Annotated in this window: 8 protein-coding genes; 3 read left to right on the top strand and 5 right to left on the bottom strand. The window is 72.5% G+C overall.

What is annotated here, in order from left to right; genetic code table 11:
• The first annotated feature begins 43 nt into the window (after positions 1-43).
• A complete protein-coding gene (locus tag DFP74_RS30465; protein ID WP_370013451.1) occupies positions 44-7270 on the top strand; it encodes an SDR family NAD(P)-dependent oxidoreductase in 7227 nt (2408 codons plus the stop codon).
• A gap of 135 nt (positions 7271-7405) precedes the next feature.
• Here DFP74_RS30465 and DFP74_RS30460 read toward each other — a convergent pair whose 3' ends face one another.
• Complete coding sequence (locus DFP74_RS30460; RefSeq protein WP_121187090.1) at positions 7406-8446, bottom strand: NAD(P)-dependent alcohol dehydrogenase; 1041 nt, start codon at positions 8444-8446, stop codon at positions 7406-7408.
• A gap of 170 nt (positions 8447-8616) precedes the next feature.
• Here DFP74_RS30460 and DFP74_RS30455 point away from each other — a divergent pair, with 170 nt between their 5' ends.
• Positions 8617-9552 (top strand): helix-turn-helix domain-containing protein, encoded by a 936-nt coding sequence (locus DFP74_RS30455; RefSeq protein WP_121187088.1) that lies wholly within the window; start codon positions 8617-8619, stop codon positions 9550-9552.
• 44 nt (positions 9553-9596) lie between these two features.
• On the opposite strand, the gene DFP74_RS30450 is transcribed toward DFP74_RS30455, so the two are convergent.
• The gene (locus DFP74_RS30450; protein WP_121187086.1) at positions 9597-9968 is read right to left on the bottom strand and encodes a cupin domain-containing protein; all 372 of its coding nucleotides are present in this window, start codon (positions 9966-9968) and stop codon (positions 9597-9599) included.
• Positions 9969-10184: 216 nt separating this feature from the next.
• Between DFP74_RS30450 and DFP74_RS30445 the strand changes: the two genes are divergently transcribed.
• Positions 10185-12362, top strand: coding sequence for an MMPL family transporter (locus DFP74_RS30445; protein WP_233571234.1), 2178 nt, complete (start codon positions 10185-10187; stop codon positions 12360-12362).
• Here the strand turns inward: DFP74_RS30445 and DFP74_RS30440 are convergent.
• From DFP74_RS30440 to DFP74_RS30430, 3 genes are all read right to left on the bottom strand, one after another.
• Entirely contained in the window at positions 12336-12950 is a 615-nt protein-coding gene (locus DFP74_RS30440; RefSeq protein WP_121187083.1) for a TetR/AcrR family transcriptional regulator, read from the bottom strand. The two genes, DFP74_RS30445 and DFP74_RS30440, sit on opposite strands and share 27 nt — an antisense overlap.
• 88 nt (positions 12951-13038) lie before the next feature.
• Entirely contained in the window at positions 13039-13875 is an 837-nt protein-coding gene (locus DFP74_RS30435; RefSeq protein ID WP_121187081.1) for an aldo/keto reductase, read from the bottom strand.
• A gap of 49 nt (positions 13876-13924) precedes the next feature.
• Positions 13925-15388: an MFS transporter gene (locus DFP74_RS30430; protein WP_121187079.1), complete on the bottom strand. Its 1464-nt coding sequence runs from the start codon at positions 15386-15388 to the stop codon at positions 13925-13927.
• Positions 15389-16050 lie beyond the last annotated feature (662 nt).

Here is a 16050-nt window from a genome sequence, read left to right as displayed (position 1 = left end):
CCGACCCCCTGACCTCTCCGCGATCCGTCATGGGTCGTGGACCATGCGAATCGGTGAGGCGACACCAATGACAGAAGACACGCGGCTGCTCGAATACCTCAAACGCGTCACAGCCGACCTGCGCCGTACGCGGACCGAACTGGACGACCTGCGTTCGCGCGACGCCGAGCCGATCGCGATCGTGGGCATGGGCTGCCGGCTGCCGGGAGGGGCGGACACCCCCGAAGCGCTGTGGAGCCTGCTGCGGGACGGTGTCGACGCGGTCGGTGACCTGCCGACCGACCGCGGATGGGACCTGGACTCCGTGGTGGACCGCCCTGGCGCGACCCGGGCGGGCGGCTTCCTGGACGACGTGGCCGGGTTCGACGCGGAGTTCTTCGGGATCTCCCCCCGTGAGGCGGCGGCCATGGACCCGCAACAGCGCCTCATGCTCGAAGTGTCATGGGAGGCGATCGAGCGGTCGGGCATCGACCCCTCCTCCCTCGCAGGGAGCGCGACGGGCGTGTTCACGGGGATCAGCGCCACCGACTACGCGGGCGGCGCGGCGTCGGGTGCGCTCCCCGTCCCCGAGGAGGCGCAGGGGTACCTGCTGACGGGGACCGCCCCGAGTGTCGCCTCCGGTCGCGTGGCCTACACGCTGGGGCTGGACGGGCCCGCCCTGACCATCGACACGGCCTGCTCCTCCTCCCTGGTGGCCGTCCACCTCGCGGTGCGCGCGCTGCGCCGGGGCGAGTGCTCCATGGCCCTGGCGGGCGGCGCCACGGTGATGACGGCTCCGGCCCTGTTCACGGAGTTCGCCAGGCAGGGAGGGCTGTCCGGCGACGGGCGCTGCAAGTCGTTCGGCGCGGACGCGGACGGTGCGGGATTCGCCGAGGGCGCGGGCGTGCTGGTGTTGGAGAGGCTCGCCGACGCCCGTCGGAACGGACGCCGCGTCCTCGCGGTGATCCGGGGGAGCGCGATCAACCAGGACGGCGCCTCCAACGGGCTGACGGCTCCCAACGGGGCCGCGCAGGTGCGGGTGGTCCGGGCGGCCCTGGACGATGCCGGCCTGTCGACGAGCGATGTCGACGCGGTGGAGGCGCACGGCACGGGCACGGAACTGGGCGATCCGATCGAGGCCCAGGCCCTGATCGACGTCTTCGGGCCGGACCGGGGCGCGGGCACGGTGGGAGTCGGTTCGCTCAAGTCGAACATCGGGCACACCCAGGCCGCGGCGGGAGTGGCCGGTGTCATCAAGATGGTGTTGGCGCTGGAGCACGGGCTTCTCCCCGTGTCCCTGCACTCCGAGGCGGCCACGCCGCTGGTGGACTGGTCGTCGGGTCGGGTCCGCGTGCTCTCCGAGCCGAGGGAATGGCCTCGTGGCGAGCGCACGCGCCGCGCCGGTGTGTCCTCGTTCGGGATCAGCGGGACCAACGCCCACGTCATCGTCGAGGAGGCCCCGCAGGACGTCCCCGACGAGCCGGGGGAGGCGGCGCCCGCGCTCACGGACGGCGCCCTGCCCTGGGTCCTGTCCGCGCGTTCCGCGCCGGCCCTGAGGGAGCAGGCGGCACGCCTGCTCGGGCACCTGGAGACCACGGCCGACCCGGAACCGGCCGGTATCGCCCGGGCCCTCGCCACGACCCGGACGGGCTTCGCGCACCGGGCCGTCGTCGTCGGGTCCGGCGGCGACACCCTGGCCGCAGGGGTGCGCGCGCTGTCGGAGGGGCGCTCCGCCGCCGGCGTCGCCACGGGAAGCGCCGGCCGGGTCGCCTCCACCGTGTTCGTCTTCCCGGGCCAGGGCGGGCAGTGGGCCGACATGGCTCACGGGCTCCTGGGGTCCTGCCCCGTGTTCGCGGAAGCCGTCGACGCCTGTGAGGCGGCCCTGGCGCCGTTCGTCGACTGGTCCCTGACGGCGGTACTGCGCGGTGACCCCGGTGCTCCGGCCGTGGTCGGCGCGGACGCCCGCGTGGACGTGGTGCAACCCGTGCTGTGGGCGGTGATGGTGGCGCTCGCACGTGTGTGGGAGTCCGCGGGAGTCGTTCCGACCGCTGTGGTGGGCCACTCCCAGGGCGAGATCGCCGCCGCCTGTGTCGCGGGCGCGCTGTCGCTGGAGGACGGCGCGCGGGTCGTGGCCGTGCGCAGCGGCCTGCTGCGGGACCTGGCCGGACGCGGGGCCATGGCGGCGGTCGCCGTCGGACCCGACCGCGCGGCGCGGATGATCGCTCCCTGGAAGGGGCGGATCGGCGTGGCCGCGGTGAACGGTCCCGCGTCGACCGTCCTGTCAGGGGACGACGAGGCGGTCGCGGAACTCGTCGCCGCCTGTGAGCGGGAGGGCGTGCACGTCAGGCGGGTGGACGTGGACTACGCGTCCCACTCGGCCCACGTGGAGCGGATCCGAGACGACCTCCGGTCGGCTCTGGCGGACATCCGGCCCCGCAGGGCACGGGTGCCGATCCATTCCACGGTCGCGGCGTCCACGGAGTGGGAGCCCGGGTCCGTTCCGGGCCGTGAGCGGATGGAGGGGACCGAGTTCGACGCGGACTACTGGTACCGCAACCTCCGCCATCCGGTGCTCCTCACACCGGTGATCGACGAACTCGCCGGCCGCCCCGGAGCCTTCGTCGAGATCAGCCCGCATCCGGTGCTGACCCTGGCGATCGAGCAGACGCTGGAGTCGGCCGAGCGCACCGATCGAGCGGTGCTCTCCACGCTGCGGCGCGGCGAGGGAGGTCCCGCACGGCTCCAGACCGCGCTGGCCGAGGCCCACTGCGCCGGAATCCACGTCGACTGGCCACGGGTCATCGGCGGCGCGGGCGCCGGCCGACCCGCGCCGGCACTGCCCACCTACCCGTTCCAGCGCCGTCGCCACTGGCTGACCGACTCCCGGCCCACGGCCGATCCCGCCGCTCTGGGCGTGGAGCGGGCCGGACACCCGCTCCTCGGGGCCAGGATCCCCGTCGCCGGCACCGGACAGACCCTGTTCACCGGTGTGCTCGACACCGGCCGGGACACCTGGCTCACCGAACACACGGTCGGCGGGCGGGTGCTCCTACCCGGAACGGCGGTGGTGGAAGTGCTCCTCCACGTCGGACGCGAGTGCGGGTGCCCGGAGATCGCCGACCTCACCCTCACGGCACCGGTGGAGTTCCCGACCGCGGAGAACGCTCCCGGGCTTCAGGCCCAGGTCCTGATCGACACGCCCGACGCCATGGGAGGGCGGGCGGTCCGGCTGCGGACGCTCGTGCCCGGTGAGCAGACCTGGAGACTCCACGCGGAGGGCGTTCTCGTGCCGCGGACCCGGCACCGGCCCGCCCCCGACACGGAGCGGGGCGCCGGTGCCGTGGAACTGCCGGTCGAGGGCGCCTACGAGCTGTTCGCCGAGCACGGTTACGACTACGGTCCGGCCTTTCGCGGACTGCGCGACGCGTGGGAGGACGGGGCCGGGCTGGGGGCCGAGATCGAACCGGGAGCCGTCCCCCGTGGCGCCGCGCAGATGGCGGGCCCGCACCCCGTCCTGACCGACGCGGGACTGCAGACGCTCCTGCTGAGTCACCTGCGCTCGAACGGAGGACGGGACCGGCCACTGCCGTACTCCTGGAGCGGGGTACGCCTGCACACGTCCGAGACACCCTCCCGCCTGCGCGTTCGCGCCGCGCGGACCGGGCCCGACACGTGGGCCGTGGCGTTCACCGGATCCGACGGCACTCCGGTGATGTCCGTCGACAGCCTCATGGTGCGCCATGCCCCGGCGACGGACGACACCTCCGCCCACGCCCTCTTCCACCAGGAGTGGATCGCACTGGAGTGGGGCGGAGACGGGGCCGACCGGGCCCCAGCCGGGGCCTGGGCGGTGCTGGGCGACGACGGACCGGCGGGTGCGACCAGGTACGCCTCCCCGGACGAGCTGGCGTCGGCGCTGGAGTCCGGGGCCCCCGTTCCGGACCTGCTCGTGGTGCCGGCGGGCGGTGGCCCGGGGACCGCCCCGGAGCGCACCAGAGCCGAGCTGCTCCGTGTGCTGGACCTCGTCCACCGCTGCCTGGACGATGAGCGCCTGGACGCCACGAGGATCGCGTTCGTCACCGCCGGAGCGGTCCGACCGGAGGAGACCGGGGACGCCGGCCGGGTGGACGTGGCCGGGGCGGCGGTCTGGGGCCTGGTCTCCTCCGCGGAGACCGAGCACCCGGGGCGCTTCCTCCTCGTGGACTCCGACCGGGTCGACGAGCCGCTGATCGCGCTCATGTCGCAGACCGGCGAGCCGCGGGTGGCCGTGCGCGACGGACGCGCGTACGCTCCACGGCTGGCCGAGACCAGGGCCGACGGCGACGGCCTGAGGCTGCCGCAGCGCCGCACGGGCTGGCGTCTGGACATACGCGGGACGGGAAGCATCGACGACCTGGTCGCGGTGCCCGACGGCGAGCAGGGCAGGCCACTGGCGGCGGGGGAGGTCCGGGTCGCCGTGCGCAGCGCCGGGATCAACTTCCGCGACGTGCTGATGGCCGTCGGTATGCACCCGGAACCGGTCGGCATCGGCAACGAGGGAGCCGGGACCGTCCTGGAGGTCGGTCCGGGCGTGGACGACCTCGCGACCGGAGACCGGGTCATGGGCATCTTCCCCGGAGCCTTCGCCCCCTCCGCCGTCGTCCGGCGCGAACAGGTGGCACGGGTTCCGGAGGGATGGGACGACGCCGCGGCGGCCGCCGTTCCCGCCGTCTATCTGACCGCCTATATCGCTCTGGTGGAGGAGGCCGGCCTCCGTTCGGGCGAGCGGGTCCTCATCCACTCGGCCGCCGGCGGCGTGGGCCAGGCCGCCGTGCACATCGCCCATCACCTGGGCGCCCGCGTGCTGGCCACCGCCAGTCCGGAGAAGTGGGACGTACTGCGGTCGATGGGGGTGGCGCGCGAACACCTCGCCCACTCCCGCCGACTCGACTTCGAGGAGGACTTCCGGGCGGGTTCCCCGCCCGTGGACGTCGTTCTGAACTCGCTCACGGGAGAGGCGATCGACGCGTCCCTGCGGCTGATGGCGCCGCATGGGCGCTTCCTGGAGCTGGGGCACAACGACGTCCGTGACCCGGCCGGTGTGGCGGCCGACCACGGCGGAGTCGAGTACCGGACCTTCGACCTCTCGACGCTGGACGCGCAACGCCTGCAGCGGGCGTACGCGGTGATCGTTCCCCTTCTGGAGAAGGGGGAGCTCCCGGGTGTCCAGGTCACCCGCTTCCCCGTCGAGCGCGCCGTGGACGCCTTCCGCCTCATGCAGCGGGGCGGCAATGTCGGCAAGATCGTCCTCGACATGGCCACACGGTTCCGGCCTGGCGGCACCGTTCTCGTGACGGGGGGCACCGGGACGCTCGGCGCGCTGGTGGCACGCCATCTGGTCGTCCGGCACGGCGTCACCAGCCTGCTCCTGGTGGGACGGCGCGGGCCGGACGCTCCCGGTGCCTCGGCGCTCGCCGACGAGCTGTCCGCGCTGGGCGCGCGGGTCCGTGTCGAGGCATGCGACGCCGCCGATCCCAAGCAGGTTCGCGCGCTCCTGGGCGACCTGCCCGCGGGGCACCCGTTGACCGCGGTCGTGCACGCCGCCGGCGTGGTCGACGACGCCACCGTCGCCGGGCTCGGGCCCGACGCCCTGGAGCGGGTCCTGCGGCCCAAGGTCGACGGAGCGTGGAACCTCCACGAGGCCACGGCCGACCTCGACCTCGACGCCTTCGTGCTGTTCTCGTCCGCGGCCGGGGTGTTCGGCTCGGCCGGCCAGGCCGGCTACGCCGCGGCGAACGCGTTCCTGGACGCGCTCGCGCTCCACCGCAGGTCGCTCGGCCTGCCGGCGCAGTCGCTGGCCTGGGGCCGATGGGAGGGCAGGAGCGGTATGACCGGCGGCCTGGGGGACGCCGAGACCGCCCGCATGGCGCGCTCGTGGGGCTTGGAGGGGATGGGCGACGACGAAGGATGCGCCCTCATGGACGCCGCGGCGGCCACGGGCCGCGCGCACCTGGTCCCGGCGGCGATCGACCTTCCGGGGCTTCGCGCGCGAGCGGCCTCGACAGGTTCCGTGCCGGCTCTCCTTCGCGGACTCGTGGGCGCTCCGGCCACGGCCGCGCAGGCCGGCGACTCCGGAGAGGACCCGTTGCGCACCGCGCCGGCCGGTCGCGGGCGCCGGGCACTGCTCGTCGAACGGATCGGCGAGCGAGCGGCCGAGGTCCTGGGCTACCCCGGTGGGCACCGACTGGAGCCGGACCAGGACTTCCTGGAAGCGGGATTCGACTCCCTGACGGCCGTCGAACTCCGCAACCGCCTGGGCGAGGCCACGGGGCTCCGCCTGCCCGCCGCGGTCGTCTTCACCCATCGGACACCGCGTGCGCTGGCCGAACACATGGACGGCGAGCTGGCGGACCCGGGCGGCGCAGCGGCGCGAGCGCCTGCGTCCACCTCCGGAGACCTGGTGGACCTGTTCCAGGAGGCCTGTGCGGCGGGCCGGGCCGAGGACGCGCTCGATCTCGCCCGGGTGGCCGCCCGCGCCCGCCCGGTCCTGGCCTCCGACGCCGCCTGGCCGACCGCACCGACCGTGCTCTCCTCGGGACCCCGGCATCCGGTGCTGATCTGTGTCCCCTCACTGGTGATGACCTCGGGGAGCCAGGAGTTCGCCCGGTTCGCCGAGGCGTTCCGGGGCCGGCACGGCGTCCGTGTCCTGGAGATGCCGGGATTCCTCGATGGCGAGTCGCTGCCCGCCGATCGGACGGCGGTCGCCCAGGGACTCGCCGCCGCCGCTCTCCGCGCGGCGGACGGGGAACCGTTCGTCCTGGTGGGGCGATCCTCAGGCGGGTGGGCGGCGCACGTCGCGGCGGAGGAGCTGTGCCGTCAGGGCCGAGCACCGTCGAGGCTGGTGCTGCTCGACACACCCCTGCCGGACGAGCCGGGCATGCTGCCGATCGTCACGGAGGCGGTGAACGAGCGCGCGCGGGAGTTCGGGTTGATGGACACGGCCCGGCTCACGGCGATGGGCGCCTACACGGGCATGTTCGCCGACTGGCGTCCGGCGCCGCTGCCCTGTCCGACCACGCAGGTCCGGCCGACCAGCCCGATCCGCGCGTCGGACGGGCGGGAACTGGGGCGCGGCTGGGAGTGGCCGGGCGAGCACGCGTGCGTCGAGGTTCCCGGTGACCACCTCACCATGCTGGAGGCGCACGCGGGCACCACGGCGGACGCGGTTGTGGGCGCCGTGCGCGAAGTGAAGCGCAAGAGGCGGGGCTTCGGTGGCCGGCGCTGGATGCGCGCGGCGAGGAACCGGATCTGAGCCGGGGCCGCCGCCCCGCGGCGCGCCCGATGTGAGCCGGAGGGTCTCCCGTGCTCCGCTGACACGGAGCACGGGAGAGGCGTCACGGCCGCGGGCGCGTCACCGCGGGGCGGAGCTCTATCGCGCCGGCCCCGGTCAGATGGTGGCGGTGTCGATCACGAAGCGGTAGCGCACGTCGCTGGCGACCACCCGCTCGTAGGCGGTGCCGATCTCCGCGGCGCTGATCACCTCGATCTCCGAGCCGATGCCGTGCTCGGCGCAGAAGTCCAGCATCTCCTGGGTCTCGGCGATCCCGCCGATCATCGACCCGACGATGGCCTTGTTGCCGCCGATCAGGGAGAAGAGGTTGATCGAGACCGGCTCCTCCGGGGCGCCGACGTTGGCCAGGACGCCCTCGGGCCGCAGCAGGCCCAGGTAGGCGCCGAAGTCCAGCGGGGCCGACACGGTCGACAGGATCACGTCGAAGGCCCCGGCCAGCTTCTCGAACGTCGCCGGGTCGTTGGTCGCGTAGTAGTGGTCCGCGCCCAGGCGCAGGCCGTCCTCGCGCTTGCGCAGCGTCTGGCTGAGCACCGTGACCTCGGCGCCCATGGCGTGGGCCAGCTTGACGCCCATGTGGCCGAGCCCGCCCATGCCCAGCACGGCGACCCTCGTCCCCGGGCCGGCCTTCCAGCGGCGCAGCGGCGAGTACGACGTGATGCCCGCGCACAGCAGCGGCGCGGCCGTGTCCAGGGGCAGCGCGTCGGGGATGCGCAGGGTGTAGTTCTCGTCGACCACGACGGCGGTCGAGTAGCCGCCGTAGGTCGGTCGGCCCGAGCGGTCCAGGCCGTTGTAGGTCGGGGTCATGCCCTGCTCGCAGAACTGCTCGGTCCCCGCGCGGCAGGGCCCGCACTCGCGGCAGGAGTCGACGAAGCAGCCCACGCCCACGCGGTCGCCGACCGCGTGGCGGGTCACGCCGGGGCCGACCTCGGCGACCACGCCGGCGATCTCGTGCCCGGGGACCATGGGGAAGATCGCCTCACCCCACCCCTCCTGGACCTGGTGGATGTCGGAGTGGCAGATGCCCGCGTACTTGATGTCGATCAGGACGTCGAACTCGCCGACGGGTCGGCGCTCGATGGTCGTGCGCTCCAGCGGTGCCTTGGCCGCGGGTGCTGCGTAGGCGGCGACGGTGCTCACAGGGTGGTTCTCCTCGGCGGAACTGCGGATACCCGGCCGGATCCGGCCGGGACACCTCCGAGGCTGCCAAGGATCGGGCCGCTCACCCAGACCCCTGTGTCGCATAGGACCACTGTGCCTACCACCAGCGAGGTCAGGCTCGTGGGCGTAGGACGGGGAATACTGGGAGCATGGAAGACGAACCGGGCACACCGAGCACGACGGGACGGCGCGAGGCGGAGGCGGTCCTGCGACGCCGCGCCGAACTCGGCGAGTTCCTCCGCACACGGCGGGCCAGGCTCACCCCCGAGGACGTCGGGGTGCCGCGCGTGGGCCGCTACCGCCGGGTCCCCGGCCTGCGCCGCGAGGAGCTGGCCCAGGTCGCGGGGGTGTCGGTCGCCTACTACACCCGGCTGGAGCAGGGGCACGGCCGCAACGTGTCCGCGGAGGTCCTCGACGCCATCGCCCGGGCCCTGCGCCTCACCGACACCGAGCACGCCCACCTGACCCATCTGGCCAAGCCCAAGCGGCACCGGCGCAGGACACAGGCGCGCTCACAGCGGGTGCGGCCCGCCCTCAGGACGCTGCTCGACGCGCTGGAGGGCGTCCCCGCCTACGTCATCGGACGGCGCACGGACATCCTGGCGTGGAACCGGATGGCGGCGTCGCTGTTCGGGGACTGGGAGCGGATCCCGGCCAGGGAGCGCAACTGGGCACGGATGGTCTTCCTGCGACCGGAGCCGCGCGAGCTGTTCGCCGAGTGGGACGCCAAGGCGGCCGACATCGTCAGCTTCCTGCGCCTGGAAGCGGGATGCCACGCCGACGACCCCGAGCTGGCGGCGCTCGTGGGGGAGCTGTCGGTGCGCAGCGACGAGTTCCGCCGCCTGTGGGCCGAGCACGACGTCAAGGAGAAGGGGCACGGCGTCAAACGGCTCCTGCACCCGCTCGTGGGGGAGCTGACACTGTCCTTCGAGACCCTCACCCTGCCCGACGACGCCGACCAGCACCTGGTCACCTACCACGCGGAGCCCGACTCGCCCTCCGCCGACGGCCTGCGGCTGCTGGGCAGCTGGGGCGCGGACGCGGCCCACGTGGACGCCTCCGCGCCCCGACCCGACAGGGGCTAGGCCGGGGGCCGCACGGCCCCCGCACGCGGGCGCCGCCGCGGGCCTCAGGGGCGGGGAAGGCTGATGTGGTAGGCCTTGCGCAGGGTCTCGTGCACGGTCCAGGTGGTCCGGTCGCCCTCCCGCAGCACGCAGGCGTCACCGGGCCCGACCTCCAGAACGGGGCCGCCCTCGAACTCGATGGTCGCCCGCCCGCTGACCACGACGAACAGCTCGTCGGCCTCGGTGTCGGTGACCACGCCGGGCGTGATCTGCCACAGGCCGCGCACCTGGGAGCCGTCGGCCGACTCCCACAGCACGCGGCCGGTCACCACCGGGTCACCGGAGACGATCTGGTCGGGGTCCAGCGGATCCGGCTCCAGCTCCGCGTCGGGCACGTGCAGGGCGAAAGGGGCGGGGGGTGGTTCCATCGTCGTCATCACGCCACTCTCCCAGGCGATCCTCGGTCCGGCGGGCGCCATGGTGTCAGCAGATCGCACGCGGATCTGACCCTGTGTCATGCCCCTTGACAGCCCACGAGCGGGCCTCGTAGGTTTACCGCGTAAACCATCCGCTCGTCGGCCCCTGCGCCGGCCTGCCACGGAAGGACGCGATCCATGTTCGCGGCCCTGGGGAGATTCACCCATCGTAGGCCCGTGTCCGTGCTCCTGGCGGCCCTGGCCTTCGCCGTCTTCGCGGTGTTCTGGGGCACGGGGCTCTTCCCGGCCCTGGGCTCGGCCGGCTACGCCGACCCCGACACCGAGTCCGAGCGCGCCGATCGGCTCATCGAGCGGGAGTTCGGCGACATCACCTACGACGCGGTCGTGGTCTACGACGACGAGTCGGGTGCGCTGACCGTCGACGCACCGGACTACGCCGACGCCGTCACCTCGGCGGTGGACGGCATTCCGGACGAACTCGTGGAGTCGGTGGTCGGCCACTGGTCGCCCGGGCTGACCGAGGAGGAGCGTGAACTCCTGGTCTCCGAGGACCGCACCGCCACCTATGTCGCGATCCGCGTGACGGGGGAGACGGAGGTGGAACGCCTCGCCTCCTACGAACAGATCCTTCCGCTCCTGGAGGCCGACGGGCTCCAGAACTACATGGGCGGCGAGCTCAACAGCCTGCAGCAACTGCAGTCGACCGCCATGGAGGACCTGGGATCGGCCCAGGTCATCGCCTTCCCGATCCTCTTCGTGCTCCTGGTGATCATCTTCCGGGGCCTCGTCGCCGCGATCGTCCCCCTCGTCCTCGGCATGTTCTCCATCCTCGGTTCCATGGTGTTGCTGCGCCTGCTGACCTCGGTCACCGACATCTCGGTCTTCGCCCTCCAGATCACCGCCATGCTCGGCCTCGGCCTGGCCATCGACTACGGCCTGTTCCTGGTCAGCCGGTTCCGGGACGAACTGGCCCGGCACGACGACGTCGGCCGGGCGCTGCCCGCGACGCTGGCGACCGCGGGGCGCACGGTGACCTACTCAGGGCTGACCGTCGTGGTCGCGCTCGCCGGTCTGTTGCTCTTCCCCCAGCCGGTCTCCCGTTCCTTCGGTCTGGGCGGCATGACCGTGGTGCTGTTCACCATCATCTCCGCGGTCGTCGTCCTGCCCGCGATCCTCGCCCTCCTGGGGCGCCGGATCAACGCCCTCGCCCTGCCGCGGCCCCGGCGCCGTACCGTCGACGCGGCCGCCACCAGCGAGACCGGATTCTGGGCGAGCGCGGCGACCGTCGTCATGCGCAGACCGGTCGTGTCCCTGGTGGCCTCCGGCGCCGTCCTGCTGATCGTGGCCTCGGCCCTGCTCACACTGAACCCCGGCCTGACCAACCACCGCTACCTGCCCGCGGACAACGACGGCCACATCAGCTCGAACATGATCCGCGACGAGTTCCCCAGCGGCGGCCCGGCCGAGGGGGCCATCGACATCGCCGTCGTCGGGAACACCGACCCCGCGGGCCTGGCGGACTACGCCGAGCGACTGGACGGCCTGGAGGCCGCCACCGGGGCCGCGGTGGAGCGGACCAACGACGACACGGCGCTGGTGTCCGTGGGCTTCTCCGGGGACCCCGACGACACGGCCAACCTGGACCTGGTCCGGGAGATCCGTGCCGAGTCACCTCCCGCCGGCGCCACGGAGATCCTCGTCGGGGGACCGGGCGGTCCGGCGCTGACCCTGGACAACACGGCGTCCACGCTGGCGGCGCTGCCCGTCACGCTGCTCGTCGTGGTCACGGCGACGCTGGTCCTGCTGTTCTTCGCCTTCCGCTCCGTGCTGCTGCCGATCAAGGCGGTCCTGCTCGGCTTCCTGTCCCTGGCCGCCTCGCTCGGCATCATGACGTGGGGCGTCCAGGAGGGCGGGTTCGCGTCGGTCCTGGGGTTCGAGCCCGTGGGCACCACCGACATCTGGACCTACGCGATCATCGTCGTCATCGCCTTCGGTCTCATCACCGACTACGAGACGTTCATCGTGAGCCGGGCGCGTGAGGAGTACCTGGCGACCGGGGACAACACGCGGGCCGTCAAGGTGGGGCTGCAGCGCACTGGGGGGATCATCAGCAGCGCCGCGCTGCTCATGGTCGTGGTCCTCGGCACCACCGGGATCATGTCCGACTCCCTGGTCATCACCACGATCGGGATCGGCCTGGCGGTCGCCATGATCCTCGACGCCACCCTCGTGCGGGCGCTCGTGGTTCCGGCCTCGATGCGCCTGTTCGGCGACCTGAACTGGTGGGCGCCGCGGTTCCTGCGCCCGCGCGGCGGCGACGGGTCCCCCGACGGGGCTCCGGCTCCGCCCGCGAAGGGCGCGCGGGACTCACACGGCGCCGTGCGCACCGGCTGAGGGCGCGCGCGCGGCGGCGGCGGCGGAGCTGAGCAGGTCCAGGACGTCGTCCACGATGTCACCGGGATCGGCCTGGCCCTTGCCGCCGCGCGCGAGGTGCCCGCTGAGGGCGAGGCTGACCGTGCCGTGGACCAGGGCCAGCAGCATGGCGGTCCGACGCTCGGTGTCCCCGCCGGGGACGACCCGGTCCGCCTGGCACTGCCGGACGACGCCGGTCAGCGCCGCGTGGGTCCGGCCCGCGGCCACGGCCAGCTCCTCGTGCGGCCGGGACCAGGAACCGTAGATCAGCGCGAACCGCACCGGATGGTCCAGAGCCCACGCGGTGTAGGAGTGCAGAACGGTGCGCAGCGCGTTCTGGGAGTCGTGCGCCTGCCGGGCCGCCTCGTCGACGATGTCGCCGAGCCGCTGGAGCTCGCGTCCGGCGACGGCCGCCAGCAGCGACTCCTTGTCGGCGAAGTGCTTGTAGGGCGCCATGTGCGACACGCCGCTCAGCCGACCGACCTCGCGCAGTGTCACCGCCTCGATGCCACCGGAGTCGAGCAGACCGGTGGCCGACGTCACGAGAGCCTTACGCGTGTCCTGGGCCATCCCCCCATCCTAGGACGTCGCCGACAGGAGGTGCACCGGCCCGCCCCCGCGGAGTTCACACCCGGTGGGCGGACCGGCGGCCACGGTGTCAGCCGGTGGTGAACGCGCGCCGGTAGGTGGCCGGATCCTGGCCGCAGTGCTCGTCGCGGTTGAGGGCCGCGATCGCGGTCAGGTCCTCGGCGTCGAGCACGAAGTCGAAGACGTCGATGTTCTCCCGGATCCGGGACGGCGTCACGGACTTGGGGATGACGGCGTTGCCGAGCTGCAGGTGCCAGCGCAGCACCACCTGGGCGGGGGACCGGCCGTGCTTGTCGGCGACGGTACGGAGGACGGGGTCCGCCAGCATTCCCCTGCCCTGCCCGAGCGGGCTCCAGGCTTCGGTCAGGACGCCGTGCCGGGCGTTGGCGCCCCGCAGCTCCATCCGGGACAGGTAGGGGTGCAGTTCGATCTGGTTGACCGCGGGTACCTCGCCGCTCTCCTGGACCAGCCGCTCCAGGAGCGGCTCGGTGAAGTTGCAGACGCCGATCGAGTGCACGCGGCCCTCGGACCTCAGGCGCACGAGCGCCCTCCAGGTGTCGAGGTAGGCGTTCAGCTCGGGCGCGGGCCAGTGGATGAGGTAGGAGTCGGCGTAGTCCAGGCCGAGCCGGTCCAGACTGGCGTCGAAGGCTCTGAGGGTCCGGTCGTACCCCTGCTCGTCGTTCCACACCTTGGTGGTGACGTACAGGTCGCTCCGGGCGATCCCGGAGGCCGCCACGGCCCGGCCCACTCCGGTCTCGTTGCCGTATCGGCTGGCCGTGTCGATGGCGCGATAGCCGGCTCGGAGGGCGTCGGCGACCGCCGTGCGGGTCTGGTCGTCGGCGACGCGGCCGACACCGAGCCCGAGCCGGGGCCTGGTGCGGCCGTCGTTGAGAAGGGCGTGCAGCACAGGTGGCACCTTTCCTGGAGTGCCGCCCGATCGCGTCGTCAGGGGCGGATCAGGCGGCGTCGTCCTCTTTCTGCGTGGCGAAACGTGGCAGCGCGCGCACCGCGAGCAGCGCGACGGCGATCATGGCCAGCGGCAGCAGGACCGTGGCCGACAGGGCTGAGCCGGCGGCCTCCGCGGCGGGGGCGGCCGGGTCCGTGCCCGGCAGGAGCACGAAGTACAGGGCCCCGACCAGGGCGACCCCCATGGCGATGGACACCTGCTGGAGGGTGTTGAGCAGACCGGACGCCGACCCCGCGTCCGCCACGGGAACGTCGTGCAGCGCGAAGTCGAAGACGAGGGCGACCCCCATACCCATGCCCGCGCCGCCGAGGGCGAGCGGCACGAGGAAGACCAGACCGCCGGTGGAGCCGTCCGCCGTCATCGTGACTCCGACCAGGGCCGTCATACCGACGATGGTGACCGCCATACCGATCGCGACCACCCGGCGCCCGAGGCGCGGGGCGAGGACGCCGATGGAGAGGACGGCGAACACGGCCGCGGCCAGCCCCCACGGCATCTGGGTCAAGGCGGCCGCCAGGGCGTCGTAGCCCAGGCCGGACTGGAGGTAGATCGTGAACACCAGGGAGAACCCGCTCACGCCTCCCATGCACAGCATCATGACGACCAGTCCGCCGGTGAACGACCGCCGGGCGAAGAGGGAGAGTTCGACGAGCGGGGACGAGTGGCGCCGCCGCTGGTGGAGGACGAAGAGGGCCAGTAGGGGGACGGACAGTACGAGGGTCACGACGGACCACAGCGGCCAGCCCTGCTCGGCACCCACGATGAGGGGGTAGAGCAGAGCGACCATGCCGAGCGTGGCGAGCAGGACGCCGACCAGGTCCAGCCGGATGGCGGAGGAGGCCCTCGACTCCGGGACGAGCATCAGCGTGGCGACGGCGGCGAGCACGCAGATCGGCACGTTGACGAGGAAGATCACGCGCCAGCCCAGGTCGGCGATGTCGAGGCTGAGGAGCAGTCCGCCCAGGACCGGGCCGAAGACGGTCGTCACGGCGAAGACCGCGCTGGACGCGGCGATCGCGATGCCGCGCCGACCGGGCGGGTACATGACCTGGATCGTCGCCATGACCTGGGGGACCATCAGGGCCGCCGCGAGACCCTGGGCCACACGGGCGGCGATGAGGACCTCGACGCTCCCGGCTAAGCCGCACACCAGGGAGGTGGCGGAGAAGAGGACCATGCCGAAGAGGAAGACCCGACGGCGCCCGTGGATGTCGCCGAGCCGGCTCCCGGTGATCATCGCCAGGGCGAAGGGCAGGGCGTACCCGGCGGCCAGCCACTGCAGGTGGGATCCCGAGGCGGACAGGTCGCGCTGGATGGTGGGCAGGGCGACGTAGAGGATGCTGCCGTCCAGGACGTCCATGCCGAGGCCGATGAGGAGGACGACGAGGGCGGCGGTCCTGCGGCGGGGGGAGAGGGGGACTTCGGGCGCGTCGCGGTGCGCTTGGTCGACCAAGGGGGACTCCCGTCGGTTATCGGTCCATAGGGAACGGAAATTGGCGTGGAGCCGGAGGCTGGAAGTCCCACTCTTCACGTAGCGCCCGGGGGCGATGGTGGGAGACGGGTGGGAATTGCTGCGCTGTTCGCCTGCTCACGTTCCCGGCTTCATCGGGGGGGAGTCAACCCCTGCTTTTCCTTGGACAGACCCCTATGTTCCGGAGATTCGGGCGCCGGAGACCAGGGGTGGGTCAGGGGTGCCATTTATTGATCGACTGTTTCCGGACGGCGCGGTGAAAACTTCCAGTGAAAAGCTCGTCACCGAGTGTCGCAGTCGTGATGAAAGGGCGCGCCATCCTCTGCGTATCCGCTGGTCCTGGGATTGTGAACACCTTGATAATTCTCAATTCACTTTGTGTATCCGGCCTCCTGGGCCTCTGTGCGTCCGGATTCACCCCCTAGTTCGGCGAGTCGAAAAATAAGGGTTGTCACTGCAAGAGTGAACAACACTATCCTCGGTGTCAGGGATGTGCGGAATGTCCGGACTGCGACTAATCCGCTTCTTTCCCGGTGCCTGTCGAGTCATTCCGGGCGCGCCCATTGGTTCCCATGGAGGTGAAGTATGGCTGATCGGGAGAATCCGTCAGTTCAGTCGGATACCGCCGGCGAGGGTGGAGCATG

This window comes from Nocardiopsis sp. Huas11 (assembly GCF_003634495.1).
GTDB lineage: Bacteria > Actinomycetota > Actinomycetes > Streptosporangiales > Streptosporangiaceae > Nocardiopsis.
This window is presented reverse-complemented; position numbering and strand designations above follow the sequence as displayed.

Excerpts from the sequence above, each read along its gene's own strand:
- DFP74_RS30455 (WP_121187088.1), top strand. The coding sequence starts at position 8,617 with ATGGAAGACGAACCGGGCACACCGAGCACGACGGGACGGCGCGAGGCG.
- DFP74_RS30450 (WP_121187086.1), bottom strand. The coding sequence starts at position 9,968 with ATGACGACGATGGAACCACCCCCCGCCCCTTTCGCCCTGCACGTGCCC.
- DFP74_RS30465 (WP_370013451.1), top strand. The coding sequence starts at position 44 with ATGCGAATCGGTGAGGCGACACCAATGACAGAAGACACGCGGCTGCTC.
- DFP74_RS30440 (WP_121187083.1), bottom strand. The coding sequence starts at position 12,950 with ATGGCCCAGGACACGCGTAAGGCTCTCGTGACGTCGGCCACCGGTCTG.